At 56.3% G+C, this 14329-nt stretch carries 8 protein-coding genes and 12 tRNA genes; all 20 read left to right on the plus strand.

What is annotated here, in order from left to right; genetic code table 11:
- Positions 1-50 precede the first annotated feature (50 nt).
- The 20 genes from KJS47_RS22955 to KJS47_RS23050 all read left to right on the plus strand — a co-directional run bounded on the left by KJS47_RS22955 (position 51) and on the right by KJS47_RS23050 (position 14320).
- A tRNA-Asn gene (locus KJS47_RS22955) sits at positions 51-126 on the plus strand.
- Position 127: 1 nt separating this feature from the next.
- Positions 128-200: transfer RNA gene (locus tag KJS47_RS22960), tRNA-Thr, on the plus strand.
- Between the two features lie 9 nt (positions 201-209).
- A tRNA-Glu gene (locus tag KJS47_RS22965) sits at positions 210-281 on the plus strand.
- 47 nt (positions 282-328) lie between these two features.
- Positions 329-404 (plus strand) — tRNA-Val (locus KJS47_RS22970).
- Between the two features lie 37 nt (positions 405-441).
- A tRNA-Thr gene (locus tag KJS47_RS22975) sits at positions 442-517 on the plus strand.
- Between the two features lie 8 nt (positions 518-525).
- A tRNA-Gln gene (locus KJS47_RS22980) sits at positions 526-600 on the plus strand.
- 3 nt (positions 601-603) lie between these two features.
- Positions 604-679 (plus strand) — tRNA-Lys (locus KJS47_RS22985).
- Positions 680-685: 6 nt separating this feature from the next.
- Positions 686-766: transfer RNA gene (locus KJS47_RS22990), tRNA-Leu, on the plus strand.
- A gap of 58 nt (positions 767-824) precedes the next feature.
- Positions 825-899: transfer RNA gene (locus KJS47_RS22995), tRNA-Gly, on the plus strand.
- A 4-nt stretch (positions 900-903) separates the two neighbouring features.
- A tRNA-Arg gene (locus KJS47_RS23000) sits at positions 904-980 on the plus strand.
- A 16-nt stretch (positions 981-996) separates the two neighbouring features.
- Positions 997-1073: transfer RNA gene (locus KJS47_RS23005), tRNA-Pro, on the plus strand.
- 8 nt (positions 1074-1081) lie between these two features.
- Positions 1082-1155 (plus strand) — tRNA-Gly (locus KJS47_RS23010).
- A 458-nt stretch (positions 1156-1613) separates the two neighbouring features.
- Entirely contained in the window at positions 1614-4406 is a 2793-nt protein-coding gene (ppc, locus tag KJS47_RS23015; RefSeq protein ID WP_213528134.1) for a phosphoenolpyruvate carboxylase, read from the plus strand.
- A 438-nt stretch (positions 4407-4844) separates the two neighbouring features.
- Complete coding sequence (gene sigW, locus KJS47_RS23020; RefSeq protein WP_213528136.1) at positions 4845-5435, plus strand: RNA polymerase sigma factor SigW; 591 nt, start codon at positions 4845-4847, stop codon at positions 5433-5435.
- Positions 5436-5487: 52 nt separating this feature from the next.
- Positions 5488-6093, plus strand: a complete 606-nt coding sequence (locus tag KJS47_RS23025; protein ID WP_213528138.1) for a zf-HC2 domain-containing protein — start codon at positions 5488-5490, stop codon at positions 6091-6093.
- A 135-nt stretch (positions 6094-6228) separates the two neighbouring features.
- On the plus strand, positions 6229-7056 hold the full coding sequence (gene cdaA / locus KJS47_RS23030) for a diadenylate cyclase CdaA (protein WP_213528140.1): 828 nt from the start codon (positions 6229-6231) through the stop codon (positions 7054-7056).
- Complete coding sequence (locus KJS47_RS23035; RefSeq protein WP_213528142.1) at positions 7049-8419, plus strand: CdaR family protein; 1371 nt, start codon at positions 7049-7051, stop codon at positions 8417-8419. The genes cdaA and KJS47_RS23035 overlap by 8 nt, the downstream gene beginning before the upstream one ends.
- A gap of 123 nt (positions 8420-8542) precedes the next feature.
- Positions 8543-9883 carry a phosphoglucosamine mutase gene (glmM, locus tag KJS47_RS23040; RefSeq protein ID WP_213528144.1) on the plus strand — a complete coding sequence of 447 codons (1341 nt, stop codon included), beginning with the start codon at positions 8543-8545 and terminating at the stop codon, positions 9881-9883.
- A 652-nt stretch (positions 9884-10535) separates the two neighbouring features.
- Positions 10536-12365, plus strand: coding sequence for a glutamine--fructose-6-phosphate transaminase (isomerizing) (glmS, locus tag KJS47_RS23045; RefSeq protein ID WP_213528146.1), 1830 nt, complete (start codon positions 10536-10538; stop codon positions 12363-12365).
- A 509-nt stretch (positions 12366-12874) separates the two neighbouring features.
- Positions 12875-14320, plus strand: coding sequence for a DHA2 family efflux MFS transporter permease subunit (locus tag KJS47_RS23050; RefSeq protein ID WP_213528148.1), 1446 nt, complete (start codon positions 12875-12877; stop codon positions 14318-14320).
- Positions 14321-14329: the final 9 nt, after the last annotated feature.

Consider the following 14329-nt stretch of genomic DNA (forward strand, 5'->3'; position numbering starts at 1 on the left):
TACTTGAACCGAAGGGTTCCGGGAGAGTAGGACGTTGCCAAGCAGTGCATTCCCTGATAGCTCAGTTGGTAGAGCACTCGACTGTTAATCGAGTTGTCACAGGTTCGAGTCCTGTTCGGGGAGCCATGCTTCCATAGCTCAGTAGGTAGAGTGCATCCATGGTAAGGATGAGGTCACCGGTTCGATCCCGGTTGGAAGCTTATTATTTAGGCCCGTTGGTCAAGGGGTTAAGACACCTCCCTTTCACGGAGGTAACAGGGGTTCGAATCCCCTACGGGTCATATCTTCTCCCACATCGCGGCAGCCTCGGCTGCTACGAAAAAGCTTTGGACGCTTAGCTCAGCTGGGAGAGCATCTGCCTTACAAGCAGAGGGTCGGCGGTTCGATCCCGTCAGCGTCCACCAGATATGTATATCCACGATTAGATCGGGAATACTATATGCCGTTGTAGCTCAATTGGTAGAGCAACTGACTTGTAATCAGTAGGTTGGGGGTTCAAGTCCTCTCGACGGCACCACGCAGTAATGGGGATTAGCCAAGCGGTAAGGCAACGGACTTTGACTCCGTCATGCCCAGGTTCGAATCCTGGATCCCCAGCCATGCGAGCCATTAGCTCAGTTGGTAGAGCACCTGACTTTTAATCAGGGTGTCGAAGGTTCGAGTCCTTCATGGCTCACCACCGTTTGCGCGTGTGGCGGAATTGGCAGACGCACTAGACTTAGGATCTAGCGTCTTTGACGTGGGGGTTCAAGTCCCTCCACGCGCATTCTTATTACTTGCCATTCAGAAGCTGTTATGGTAAGGTTAACAAGCTTCATTGTTTTGCGGAAGTGGCTCAGCGGTAGAGCATCGCCTTGCCAAGGCGAGGGTCGCGGGTTCGATTCCCGTCTTCCGCTCCATTATGTGCCCTTAGCTCAGCTGGATAGAGCGTTTGACTACGAATCAAAAGGCCGGGAGTTCGAATCTCTCAGGGCACGCCATTTACCATCTTTATTACGGGACGTAGCTCAGCTTGGTAGAGCACCTGGTTTGGGACCAGGGGGTCGCATGTTCAAATCGTGTCGTCCCGACCATAAAGCAAGCGGGTGTAGTTCAATGGTAGAACTCCAGCCTTCCAAGCTGGTAGCGTGGGTTCGATTCCCATCACCCGCTCCATTATTAGACCTTAAGGGTCTTTTTTTTATTATGTCTGTTGGATTGATCCTCGGATACATACTTGCGAAAAATGGCCGCACTCCGAGTGGCCCGTTTGCTTAAAAAAGGCTTCCGCTTGCGGAAGCCTTTTTGTTTGCTCGGGAAACGGCTCGGGAAACGGCTCGGGAAACGGCTCGGGAAACGGCTCGGGAAACGGCTCGGGAAACGGCTCGGGAAACGGCTCGGGAAACGGCTCGGGAAACGGCTCGGGAAACGGCTCGGGAAACGGCTCAGGAAGCGCACGTGGGCCTCTGAGCGATGCTGGCAAGCTAGTTCGTTCGGTGGACTGGCTCATGTCTCTTTTATGCCTTTATCTGACAGGGGGATTCTTTTTGGACGTTGCTGTGTTAAAATAATAAAATGTGAAGAATTTGTGCCACAGCAGAAGCAGTTCGTAGAGAAAACAACGGGGTGAGGATATGGCAGAGGAGATCAATGCTGTAACAAAAAGTCCGTCCGGCAATTTGCTGCGCCGGGACGTCCGCTTTTTGGGAAACATCTTGGGAGAAGTGCTCGTCCACCAGGGCGGCAACGAATTGTTGACGATTGTTGAGAAGATCAGGGAAATGAGCAAGACCATGCGGACTCATTACGATCCGGTACTGTATCGGGAATACAAGGAAACGATCAAGTCTTGCGCTCCCGAAATCCGGCACCAGGTCATTCGGGCGTTCGCCATTTATTTTCAGCTGGTGAACATCGCCGAGCAGAACCAGCGGATTCGCCGGAAACGTGAATACGAGCGGTCGGCCGGAGAAATGACCCAGCCGGGCTCGATCGAGAACGTGATCAAGGACCTGCATGCTCGTCAGCTGCCTGTAGAAGAAGTCAAGGAAATCGTGAAGACGATCTCGCTGGAGCTCGTCATGACGGCCCACCCGACGGAGGCTATGCGCCGTGCGGTCTTGAATATCCATCAGCGGATCGCCAAAGATGTGATGGAGCTCGACAATCCAATGCTGACCTACCGGGAACGAGAGCAGCTGCGGGAGAAGCTTCTAAGCGAAGTTCTGGCTCTATGGCAGACGGACGAAATTCGCGACCGCAAGCCGACGGTCATCGATGAGGTCCGCAACGGACTGTATTACTTCGACGAAACCCTCTTCGACGTCCTGCCGGATCTCTATGCCGAGCTAGAGCGTTGTCTGCATAAGTATTACCCGAATGAATCGTGGCATGCTCCGAATTTCCTGCGGTTCGGCTCCTGGATCGGGGGAGACCGCGACGGCAATCCGTCGGTGACGGCAAGCGTCACTTGGGAGACGCTGGGCATGCATCGGGAGTTGGCTTTGTCCAAGTATAAAGACAGCCTGCGCGCTATTCTGGAGCATATGAGCTTCAGCCTAAACATTGTGAAGGTAAGCGACGAACTCCTCGAATCGATCCGTCAAGACCGGGAGAACATTCCGCTGCGCTCCGAAGGACCGTGGCGCAATGAGAAGGAGCCCTACCGGATCAAGGTCATTTATATGCTGCAAAAGATCCGCAACACCGGGGATGCATCCGTAACCGATCCGAAAGCCATGTATTCTTCCGCCGACGAGTTTATTGCGGACCTGCAAATTGTGGAGCGGAGCCTGCGGGGGCATTATGCCGATTACGTGGCCGACCGCTACATCACAAAGCTGATCCGGCAGGCGGAGCTGTTCGGCTTCCATATGGCCAAGCTGGACGTGCGCCAGCACAGCAAGGAGCATGAATCGGCCATGACGGAAATTCTGCAGAAGATGGGCATCTGCCCGGACTATGCGGCACTTCCGGAAGAAGAAAAGATCGAACTGCTGACCAATATCTTGAACGATCCTCGCCTGGTCGCCTCCCCGTACATCGACTATTCGGAGTCGACACAGGAATGCCTGGATGTGTACAAGACGATCAAGGCGGCACAGAAGGAATTCGGACAAGGCTGCATTACGACCTATCTGATCTCCATGACGACCGGGGTCAGCGACCTGCTCGAGGTGCTGGTGTTCAGCAAAGAAGTGGGCCTGTACCGCAGAGAGGCCGATGGCACGCTTATCTGTACGCTCCAGCCGGTGCCGCTGTTCGAGACGATCGACGATCTGCATGACGCTCCGCGTATCATGCAGCGCCTGTTCGACATTCCCGCTTACCGGGACGGTGTCCGCAGCATGGGCGAGCTGCAGGAGATCATGCTCGGCTACTCGGACAGCAACAAGGACGGCGGCGCGTTGACCGCCAACTGGGAGCTGAAGGAAGCGCTGGAGAAGATCACGGAGACGGGCAACCGCAACCAGGTGAAGCTGAAGTTTTTCCACGGCCGCGGCGGTGCGTTAGGCCGCGGAGGGATGCCGCTGAACCGCAGCATCCTGGCTCAGCCTCCGCATACGATCGGCGGCGGCATCAAGATCACAGAGCAGGGCGAGGTGCTGTCGCAGCGTTACGCCATGAAGGGCATCGCCTACCGGAGTCTAGAGCAAGCAACCTCCTCGCTCATTACGGCCGCTTACATGGCGAAATACCCGCAGCAGGAGCAGAACGACCCGCAGTGGGACGCGATAATGAGCGACATCTCCGAGAAGGCGCGCCATAAGTACCAGGATCTTATTTTCCGGGACAAGGATTTCATGACGTTCTTCAAGGAATCGACGCCGCTGCCTGAGATCGGCGAGCTCAACATCGGTTCCCGTCCGAGCAAGCGCAAAAACAGCGACCGGTTCGAGGACTTGCGCGCGATTCCGTGGGTGTTCGCCTGGACGCAGTGCCGGTACCTGCTGCCGGCGTGGTACGCGGCCGGAACGGGCCTTCAGAGCTTTTATCAGAACCAGCCGGACCGGATGAAGGTTCTGCAGCAAATGTACCGCAAATGGTCGTTCTTCCGCACGACTGTCGACAATCTGCAGATGGCCATGGCCAAGGCGGATCTCGTCATCGCCAAGGAATACGGTCGGATGATCAAGGACAAGCAGCTGGCGGAGCGCATGTACAACCTGATCAAGAAAGAGTATGAGCTGACGTCTGACCTTCTGCTCCAGATTACCGGACAGCAGGAGATTCTCGACAATGTGCCGATTCTCCAGGAATCGATCCGCCTGCGCAATCCGTATGTCGATCCGCTCAGCTATATGCAAGTGGAGCTTCTGAGCGAGCTGCGCGCCAATCGAGAGAAGGGCGAGGACGACGCCGAGCTGCTAAGAGAAGTGCTGCTTACCATCAACGGCATTGCCGCAGGCCTGAGAAATACGGGCTGATCGGGCAGATCTGTACTCTTTGTACGAACCTTGCCATCGTACGGTTGTGCTCTTGGCACGAACTGTACCCTCGTACAGAAATAGCTGCCGATCACGGATCAAGTATTTCCGATGTCGGATAGCCAAGAACCGGACCCCGTGGTCCGGTTTCTTTTTTTCCTGCAGAATAGTCAGGGAAGGCAACGAATGCTGGCTGGTAATGTTTTGCTTTTTTGCTCCAGTTCCAGTACGATAAAGGGTGAGGCAATACCCGTTCAGGAAGATCATCCTGTTGGCGGATTGGCTGCCGCAGGCGTACATAGGAGAAGGGGCCCGCTGCCCGAGAGGAGTCAGGAATTGGTTGGCGGGCTATTTAGAACGGGAAGACAGGGACTTGGGAGAAGCAGGAGAGGTTTCCGAAGCCCGGATTCCGGGGATGGCCGGCATGGGGGAATGAATGTGAGCAGTGTCGAAGGACGTTTAGTCAAGCTATCAAGAAAAGGAGACCGGTCCGCGTTCGCGGAGCTGGTCGATATGTATAAGGACAAAATTTATCATTTGGCGTTCCGGATGCTCAGTCAGTCCCAGACGGCCGAAGATATTGTGCAAGAGACGTTCCTGCGGGTCTATCGGAATCTCGACCGGTACGATGAATCCCAGAAGTTCTCGACGTGGATCTATCGGATCGCGACGAATCTGTGCATCGACCAGCTGCGTAAGCGCAAGCCCAGCTATTCGCCGGATGCCGAGATGCCGGACGGCGAAGGGGCCGACTGGTATTCGCTCCTGCCGAGCGAGGAGGCGACGCCCGAGGACCAGATCATGCTGTCCGAGACGCAGCTGCAGATCCGGGAGGCGATCCAGTCGCTCCCCGAGAAGTACAAGTCCGTCGTCATACTCCGCTATCTGCACGACATGTCTCTGCAGGAGATCGGCGATGTGCTGGACATGCCGGTCACGACAGTGAAGACTAGAGTGCACCGGGGAAGGGAATTTTTAAGAAATAAGCTCGACGGCGATTTTGGTGATAAAAAAACTGAAACATTCTGAACCCTGGGACGTATAGTATCACACATCGGACGAGAAGAAAGGGGAGGCTCAGATGAACTGCAGGGAAGCCCTTCCTTGGATACATGAATATTTGGACGGCACACTCGAGGGGCCGCAGTCGCTCGAGCTCAAGAAGCATTTGCTTAGCTGTCCGGCATGCAGGGATCTGCTGAAGAGTATGGAACGAACGGAAGGCCTGATCCGAACAATGCCGAAGCCGGTTGTACCGGACGGATTGACCTCCCGCATCATGGGCGGCTTGCCCCAGAAGAAGAAAAAGACCGAGTGGCTGAAGTGGATTCAGAGACACCCCGCCATCTCGGTTGCTTCTGTGTTCCTGCTGGTTATGCTCGGGAGCTTCCTGTCGCTCTGGAACCAGGATACCGATCTCGTCGTCAAGGGCTCGGATCTGGACCAGGTGGTCATTACCGGCAATACGGTCATCGTGCCGGCCGGCAAAACCGTTAACGGAGATTTGATGGTCAAAGGCGGGACGATCAAGGTCGACGGAGACCTGAAGGGCAATCTGACCGTCATCGACGGCTCCATCAATCTGGCGTCGACGGCTCATATTTCCGGGCAAATCAAAGAGGTCGACCGAGCGCTCGACTGGCTATGGTTTCAAGTAAATGAAATCTATTCCTTAGCAACCCGGTAGCGGCGTACCGGGCTTTGCGGCCTCCCCCTTGCGTTTTCATAAGGGGGAGGTTTTTTGCTGAAAATATGGTATCATTTAAACAAAGAGAGAAACGAATCCGGAGCCTTACGAGAAGGATTCTCTGGGGGAACGCCAATGGAATTTCTGAGCAACTTGACGTTCAAAGCTTCCATTAAGGAAATTATTGATATATCCATCGTCAGCTATGTCATGTATCATCTGATTCTTCTTCTCCGCGGCACGCGGGCCATTCAGCTGCTCAAAGGGATCTTCGTGGTGGTCATCACTTGGGCGGTCTCCCTCTGGTTCGATCTGAGGACGCTCCAGTGGATGATGAACCAGATGTTTACCTTCGGGGTGCTGGCGCTTATTATTATCTTTCAGCCGGAGCTGCGACGGGCGCTGGAACAGCTCGGCAGAGGCAGGCTGTTCAGCCGGTCCGGCGGCGAGGAGGATCAGGAGATCAACGGCCTGATCGGGGAAGTCATGAAGACGATGACCAACCTGTCCCGCAGGCGGATCGGCGCGCTGATCGTCTTCGAACGGGAGACGGGGCTCAACGAGTACATAGAGTCCGGGACCAAGATCGACGGCGAGGTCAGCGCAGAGCTGCTCATCAATCTGTTTATTCCGAATACGCCGCTTCATGACGGAGCGGTGATCATGCGCAAATCCCGGCTGATGGCGGCGGGTTGTTATTTACCGCTGTCCGAAAATCCGTTCATCAGCAAAGAGCTGGGTACCCGGCACCGCGCCGCCATCGGCATGAGCGAGGTATCCGACGCGATCTGTCTGGTCGTGTCGGAGGAGACAGGCCAAATCTCGCTTGCGCTGAACGGGCTTGTTGTCCGGGACATCAAGGAAGAGGCACTCATTTCGAAGCTGTACGAAGAGCTGAAAGCAAAGGCCAACTCCAAGCCGAAGGCCCCCTTCTGGAAATGGAGGAGGACGAACCATGGATAAGTGGCTGCTCAATAATAATGTCGTCAAGGCGGTGGCCTTGGTCATCGGAATTTTGCTGTGGGTTGTCGTGCACATGGACGTGCCATCGGACAGCGCCAGCCAGTCGTCGATCAGCCGCGACCAAACCTATAACAACGTCAAGGTCGAGGCGGATTTCGATTCGAGCTCACTGACGATTAAATCGATCGAGCCGTCGGAGGTGTCGGTCATCCTGCGGGGGAAACCATCCTCGCTGAAGAAAGTGGACCCCGAAACATTCAAGGTGAAGGCCGACCTGTCGCAATACGGGCCGGGCACCTATACCGTGTACTTGCATACGTCGGGGCTGCCGAACGACGTGACGGCGGAGATCGTGCCGCAGTCGGTCAAGGTGGCGATCGAGGAGAAGCAGAACAAGCAGGTACCGGTCATCATCAATACGGTCGGGACGCCCGCAGACGGCTACAAGGCAGGGCTGCCGGTCATCAACCCGGGGAGGGTGCTGGTCACAGCCCCGCTCAGCAAGCTGGATCAGATCGAGACCGCTCGTGCCGACGTAAGCGTCGAGAAGGCGAACGCAGCGGTGACCAAGCAGGTTCGCCTGACCGTCTATGACAAGAACGGCAAGGTAGTCGACGGGGTTACCGTCAATCCACAGCTGGTCGAGGTTGAGATTCCGATTACGAGCCCGTTCAAGCAGATGCCGCTGCAGGTGAAGCTGAACGGACAGCCGGCCGAAGGATTCAGCGTCGCGTCCGTCAAGCAAAGCGCCGATCAGGTGACGGTGTTCGGACCTAAGGACGTGCTGGACCAGATGGACTTCTATGACGGGCTTCAAGTCGATCTGACAGGGTTAAAAGAAAGCAAAACCTTCACACTCAGCGTGACACCCAAAAACAAGGTCACGGAAGTTAACGTCAAGGAAGTGAAGGTCACGGTCGAGATCGTTCCTTCGGCGAAGAGAGAATTCACGAATATTCCTATCGAGATCATAGGGACGGGGACGGGCCTATCGGGTAAGCTGGCAGTCCCGGACGGAGGCAAGCTGAACGTGACGCTGGAAGGCGCACCGGCACAGCTGAATCTGATCAAGACACAGGATGTGCGGGCATCCGTGGACGCTAGCAACTTGCCGGCGGGCAAGTACGATCTGCCGATCGTGCTGCACCTGCCTGCCTACATCCGGTTTGCGAGCGGACAGCCGGAGCTGAAGGCGAGTCTGGAGCTGGTTCCGAACGGAACGGAGAGCAGTCCTTCGCCGACGTCAACACAGCAAGCTCCGACACCGTCACCGTCGCCCTCGGAGAGCCCCTCGCCCTCGCCGAGCAGCACGCCGGCGAACGCGCCGGCCGCCTCGGATCAGGTATCGCCGAAGCCTTCCTGATGGATGCCGAAGCCGAATCGCATGCATGACTTTGAAGAGAAGGCGTACAAAAGAGCCTCGTCAGTCAGCAGAAGCAAAAAGACGAACGAAACATAAGTTATAGAGATAAAGGGGAATGTTACTATGGGGAAATATTTTGGAACGGATGGCGTCCGCGGAATTGCCAATCAGGAGCTGACGCCGGAGCTCGCCTACCGCATCGGCCGCTGCGGCGGTTATGTGCTGGCGGGAGAAGTGAAGCGGCCTAAGGTGTTCATTGGTATGGATACACGAGTGTCCGGAGGGATGCTGGAATCGGCGCTGGCCGCAGGACTATTGTCGATCGGAGCGGACGTCGTTCGCCTGGGGGTTATCACCACGCCGGGTGTCGCTTATCTGACCCGGACGCTCGGCGCCGACGCCGGCGTCATGATCTCCGCTTCGCATAACCCGGTAGCGGATAACGGCATTAAGTTTTTTGGCGGGGACGGCTATAAGCTGCTCGACGATAAGGAGCTGGAGATCGAGCGTCTGCTCGACTTGGAGCACGATCATCTGCCGCGTCCGGTAGGAGGAGACGTCGGCCGCCTGACCGACGATGCGGAGGCCAAATGGCAGTACGCCACTTACCTGAAGACAACGGTAAGCTCCACGTTCTCCAGTCTCAAGATCGTGCTAGACTGTGCCAACGGAGCGGCTTATGAGCTGGCTCCGCGCCTCTTCCGCGAGCTGGGCGCCGAGGTGATTGCCATCGGGGATACGCCGGATGGTGTAAACATTAACGAGGGCGTCGGCTCCACGCATCCGGACCATCTGAAGGAAGCCGTCCTTCAGCATCAGGCTGATTTGGGCTTAGCCTTCGACGGAGATGCGGACCGTCTCATCGCGATCGACGAGCAGGGGGAGGAAGTGGACGGCGACTACATCCTCACGATTTTGGGCGACGCGATGAAGAAGGACGGCCGGCTGAAGAACAATACGGTGGTGACGACTGTAATGGCCAATCTGGGCTTCTTCAAAGCAGCTAAAGAGCTGGGCCTCGAGACGGCACAGACGGCAGTCGGTGACCGCTACGTAATGGAAGAGATGCGCCGGAGCGGCTACAACCTGGGCGGAGAGCAGTCCGGCCACGTCATCTTCCTCGATTACAACACGACCGGGGACGGCATGCTGTCCGCCCTCCAGCTGGTCGATACCGTCATCCGCTCGGGACAGAAGCTCGGCGAGCTGAAGCAGAAGCTGCAGAAGTTCCCGCAGGTGCTGGTCAACGTGCGTGTAGCCGACAAGAGCAAGCTGAAGGGCAATACGGCGATTGAGCAGGCCATCCGCGAGGTGGAAACGAAGCTCGGCGAGAACGGCCGGGTGCTCGTCCGCCCGTCCGGCACCGAATCGCTCGTCCGCGTCATGGCGGAGGGCCCGGAGATCCGGGAGCTTGAGGCGTTCGTGGAACAGATCGTACAGGTCGTCAAGGTGGAGCTGGCCTAAGCGCCCACCTGGCATGAGTATCGAAATGGAATAAAACGGAACAAATCGGAAGCGGCCCGCACTTCGAAAGAAGAGCGGGCCTTGCTTGTTTGGCTGGTTGAAGCGAAGGGTAAGGGTAAGCAAGACGGAACGCTAAAGAAGCGACACGTCGAAGAGTGAGGCAAGCTCGACGTATGGGGCGGAGGGTAAGGGATGGAATCAGGGGGAGGTGACCAGCCAGACGAAGCGGCCTGTCGTGGAACAAGTAGGAAAACGGACGGGGTTGCGTTCCGCCTGCAGATTGAATATGATGGAGTATGTCAGTTTAGAAGAGAAAGGAGGATAGCAGTTAGTTTCATGAAGCGCCAGAACTTGGGCGAGCCACGGAGAATGTCTGGTTTCCGAACGGAACCAGACATGAGCCCCCAAGTTGACGAGGTGAAGGTGTTCGAAACATTCGGCGGGGACCTTCCGGCAGCCATCAACTGCCGTTAAGTGGATCGACAAACCTCCTGGGTGACCGGGGGCACAAAACGATCTTCTTGATTCCATAGTAACGTCTTAGCAGGGTAGCCGCGCGAGGCGACCCCTTGGTTTCCTATTTGCTTTTTTACGTCATTAAGATCTTTGACAATCGTCCGTTAGAGACGAACATACAAAAGGGGGTTCTACCATGTGCGGAATTGTCGGATATATCGGCAGCAGCAAAGCGCAAGATATTTTGGTGGAAGGATTGAAGAAGCTCGAGTACCGGGGCTATGACTCGGCTGGGGTAGCGGTATATAATGGCGGCCGGCTGGAGGTCGTCAAAGCGAAGGGCCGTCTGGCGGAGCTGGAGGGCAAGCTGGAGGCGGCGCCCCTGTCGGGTACGATCGGCATCGGACACACCCGATGGGCTACCCACGGCAAGCCGTCCGACGTCAATTCCCACCCGCATGTCGACAACGAGCGCAAAATCTCGGTTGTTCACAACGGGATTATCGAGAACTACATCGCCCTGAAGGAAGAGTTGATCGAGAGAGGCCACCGGTTCGTATCGGAGACGGACACGGAGGTTATTTCTCACCTGATCGCCGACCTGTACGAGGGAGACATCGTGCGTGCGGTGCAGGCCGCCGTCAAACGGTTGCGGGGCGCTTACGCGCTGGGCGTGATCGCCGAAGAAGAGCCAGACAAGCTGGTCGCCGTACGCAATGCGAGCCCGCTTATTATCGGCGTGGGCGACGGCGAGAACTTCATCGGTTCCGACATTCCGGCCGTTCTGCCGCATACGCGCGATATTTATATCCTGAAAGATGGGGAAATGGCGGTGCTGACCCGGAACGGTGTCGAATTGTTCACACTTGAGGGGAATATTATTTCCCGGGAATTATTCCATGTCGATTGGGATCTGACGACCGCGGAAAAGGGCGGCTACGATCATTTCATGCTGAAGGAAATCCATGAACAGCCGAAGGCCTACCGGGATACGATGGGCAGCCGGATTACGGAGGACGGCAAGCGGGTAGTGATGAACGAGGTGAAGATGACGGCGGACGAACTGCGCACCATTCGCCACGTTCACATTGTTGCCTGCGGAACCGCCTATCATGCGGGACTGGTCGGCAAGAACGTTATTGAGCGTCTGGCCCGGATTCCGGTCGAGGCGGATGTGGCGTCCGAATACCGTTACCGCGCTCCCATCATCTCTAAGGAGACGCTGGTCATCGTCGTCAGCCAGTCCGGCGAAACGGCCGATACGCTAGCGGCTCTGCGGGAAGCGCAGCGGCAGGGCGCCCGCGTCATCGCGATTACGAACGTGGTCGGGAGCTCGGTTGCCCGGGAAGCCGATGATGTGATCACCACCTGGGCGGGTCCGGAAATTGCGGTCGCCTCGACCAAGGCCTACACGTCGCAGTTGATCGCGTTCTATCTGTTTGGCCTGTACCTCACCCAAACCTTGGAGACACAGGAGCCGGCCATGATCGAAGAAGCGATCACGGCGCTGCGCGCGCTGCCCGAGCAAGTGGAGACGCTGCTGGGCCAGGCGGATACCGTCAAGGCGTTCGCAGAGAAAATCGCGAACCATGACGATCTGTTCTTCATCGGCCGAGGCCTCGACTATGCTGTCGCGCAGGAAGGGTCGCTCAAGCTGAAGGAGATCTCCTATATCCACTCCGAGGCTTACGCGTCCGGAGAGCTGAAGCACGGGACACTGGCCTTGATCGAGGACGGCGTGCCGGTCATCGCCCTTGCCACGCAGCAGGAGCTGTTCGAGAAGACGCTTAGCAACATTAAGGAAGTGACCGCCCGCGGCGCCTACGTGATGGGCATCGCCCCGGAAGGCGACCAAGAGCTGGCAAAATCGGTGGACGAGGTGATTACGATTCCGCGCACGCTCGGTTTGCTGACGCCGGCACTGTCGGTCGTCCCTCTCCAGCTTCTTGCCTACTACGCTTCGCTTGCCAGAGGCAACGATGTCGACAAGCCCCGGAATCTGGCGAAGTCGGTGACGGTGGAGTAGGAGAAGGGAAGGGCGATTTGCTGAACAGAACGCGAATGAAGTCCTTGCCCAGCATATAGAGATGTAGACCTTTCAATAAGGGCCGAGCAGATGCAGGAGTATCCTGCCATCTGCTCGGCTTTTTTTTGCAGGCTTCTCATGTTCCAAGAAGAGGTCCTTGTCTCGCCTCCTCTCGTTAGGGAAGGGGGCAAGTGAACATGCAAACAGACGGGTAGCCTTCTCGCGATGGGCTGTGTAAATAATCTATAAGGAAGTCCCTTTCCTAAAGAGATTCTAATACCCAGCGTTCTGGAAAACTTGTGTCCGAATTGTGAAATCGCATGGAATGAGGCGGAAGTTTCACTTACATCAAGGAAAAATGATTTGTTATAGTTAACAACAGACCGGTCGGTAAGAACTATCGATAGTAAAAATCAGAAAGCAAAGCGATGATCATCCGCTGCAGAAGAAAAGAAGAAAGCAACAAAAATAATAGAAATCTTACCAACATGGTTGAAGGAGTCTGACAAGTGAAGAAGGAGATCAAAACAGGACCTATTATGGCGGCACTGCTGGTAGCGGGCTTTGTCGGGCTGTTTAGCGAAACAGCTTTAAATATAGCGTTGGAAGCATTAAGCCGGTTGTTTGAAGTGGATTCGACGACGATTCAATGGCTAGCCACCGGTTACTTCTTAACCCTCGGAATACTAGTTCCGGTAACCGGCATTCTCATGCAAAAGTTCACGACGCGTCAGATGTTCCTGGCGTCTTTATTTTTGTCCATAGGCGGAACGGTGCTGGCGGCATTGGCTCCCGTTTTTGGCGTTCTTCTGGCAGCACGGGTCATCCAGGCGGCGGGGCTGGCGATTATTTTGCCGTTGACGCAGAACGTGATCTTCACCATCTACCCGCCGCACAAACGCGGAGCCGCCATGGGAATCATGGGGCTCGTCATCTTGGCGGGACCGGCGTTCGGCCCTACGCTGGCCGGGATGATTCTCGATACGTTGTCCTGGCATTGGATATTCTGGTTCACCCTTCCGTTTCTGCTGTTCTCGGTACTGCTAGGGGCGCGCTATCTTCCCAATGTCAACGAGGTGCAAAAGGTATTGATCGATGTGCGGTCGGTTGCCTTGTCTACGATAGGGTTTGGCGGTGTCGTCTACGGCGTGAGCGTCGGCGGGGATCACGGCTGGACAAGCGTGGCGGTCTGGGGATGCGTTCTCGTCGGTCTGCTGGCTCTGCTCGCTTTTTCCATTCGTCAGACCAAGTTGGAGCACCCCATGCTGAATTTAAAGGCATTCCGCTTCCCGATGTTCTCGCTTGGTCTGATTATGAACATGATCACGTTCCTCAACATGCTCTCCATGCTGGTCGTCCTGCCTCTGTACATGCGGACGGCTATGCTGGTTTCCGCGTTCGTGACGGGCTTGCTCATGCTTCCGGGCAGCTTGCTCAACTGCGTGCTCGCCCCCGTGATCGGCCGGCTCTTTGATACGTATGGTCCTCGTGCAGTGATTACGCCAGGCACGATTCTGGTAGTCCTTGGCTACGGGCTCTATGCCGTTTACGGGACCGAACCCGCCTTGTGGCTGCTGGCGGCCACCCATATCGTCATGATGCTGGGCATTGGGATGGTGCTGGCCTCCGTTCAAACGAATACGCTGAACGCTCTACCGAGAGAGTACTACCCGGACGGCATCGCCATCACGCAAACCTCCCAGCAGGTCGCGGGGGCGATCGGCATCGCGGTCATGGTGTCGCTGTTCTCCGCGAAAAGGGCCGGCTATCTGTCCGGCACCGCCGGTGAACTGCCTGCCGCGGCGGCCGCAGGCTCGTCCTTCGTCTTTACGATCAGCCTAGTGCTGGCCATTGTCAATGTGGGGCTCTCCTTGTGGATGAAAAGGCCCCAGCCAGCCCCCTCCAACCAATCGGCGCCGAGGAAAGCGGCGTATGTGGAAGGGAAGCAGGCCTAACAAAACGGT

This window comes from Paenibacillus sp. J31TS4 (assembly GCF_018403265.1).
Taxonomy (GTDB): Bacteria; Bacillota; Bacilli; order Paenibacillales; family NBRC-103111; genus J31TS4.

Coding starts and splice junctions, on each gene's coding strand:
- ppc (WP_213528134.1), top strand. CDS start 1,614: ATGGCAGAGGAGATCAATGCTGTAACAAAAAGTCCGTCCGGCAATTTG.
- KJS47_RS23025 (WP_213528138.1), top strand. CDS start 5,488: ATGAACTGCAGGGAAGCCCTTCCTTGGATACATGAATATTTGGACGGC.
- cdaA (WP_213528140.1), top strand. CDS start 6,229: ATGGAATTTCTGAGCAACTTGACGTTCAAAGCTTCCATTAAGGAAATT.
- KJS47_RS23035 (WP_213528142.1), top strand. CDS start 7,049: ATGGATAAGTGGCTGCTCAATAATAATGTCGTCAAGGCGGTGGCCTTG.
- glmM (WP_213528144.1), top strand. CDS start 8,543: ATGGGGAAATATTTTGGAACGGATGGCGTCCGCGGAATTGCCAATCAG.
- glmS (WP_213528146.1), top strand. CDS start 10,536: ATGTGCGGAATTGTCGGATATATCGGCAGCAGCAAAGCGCAAGATATT.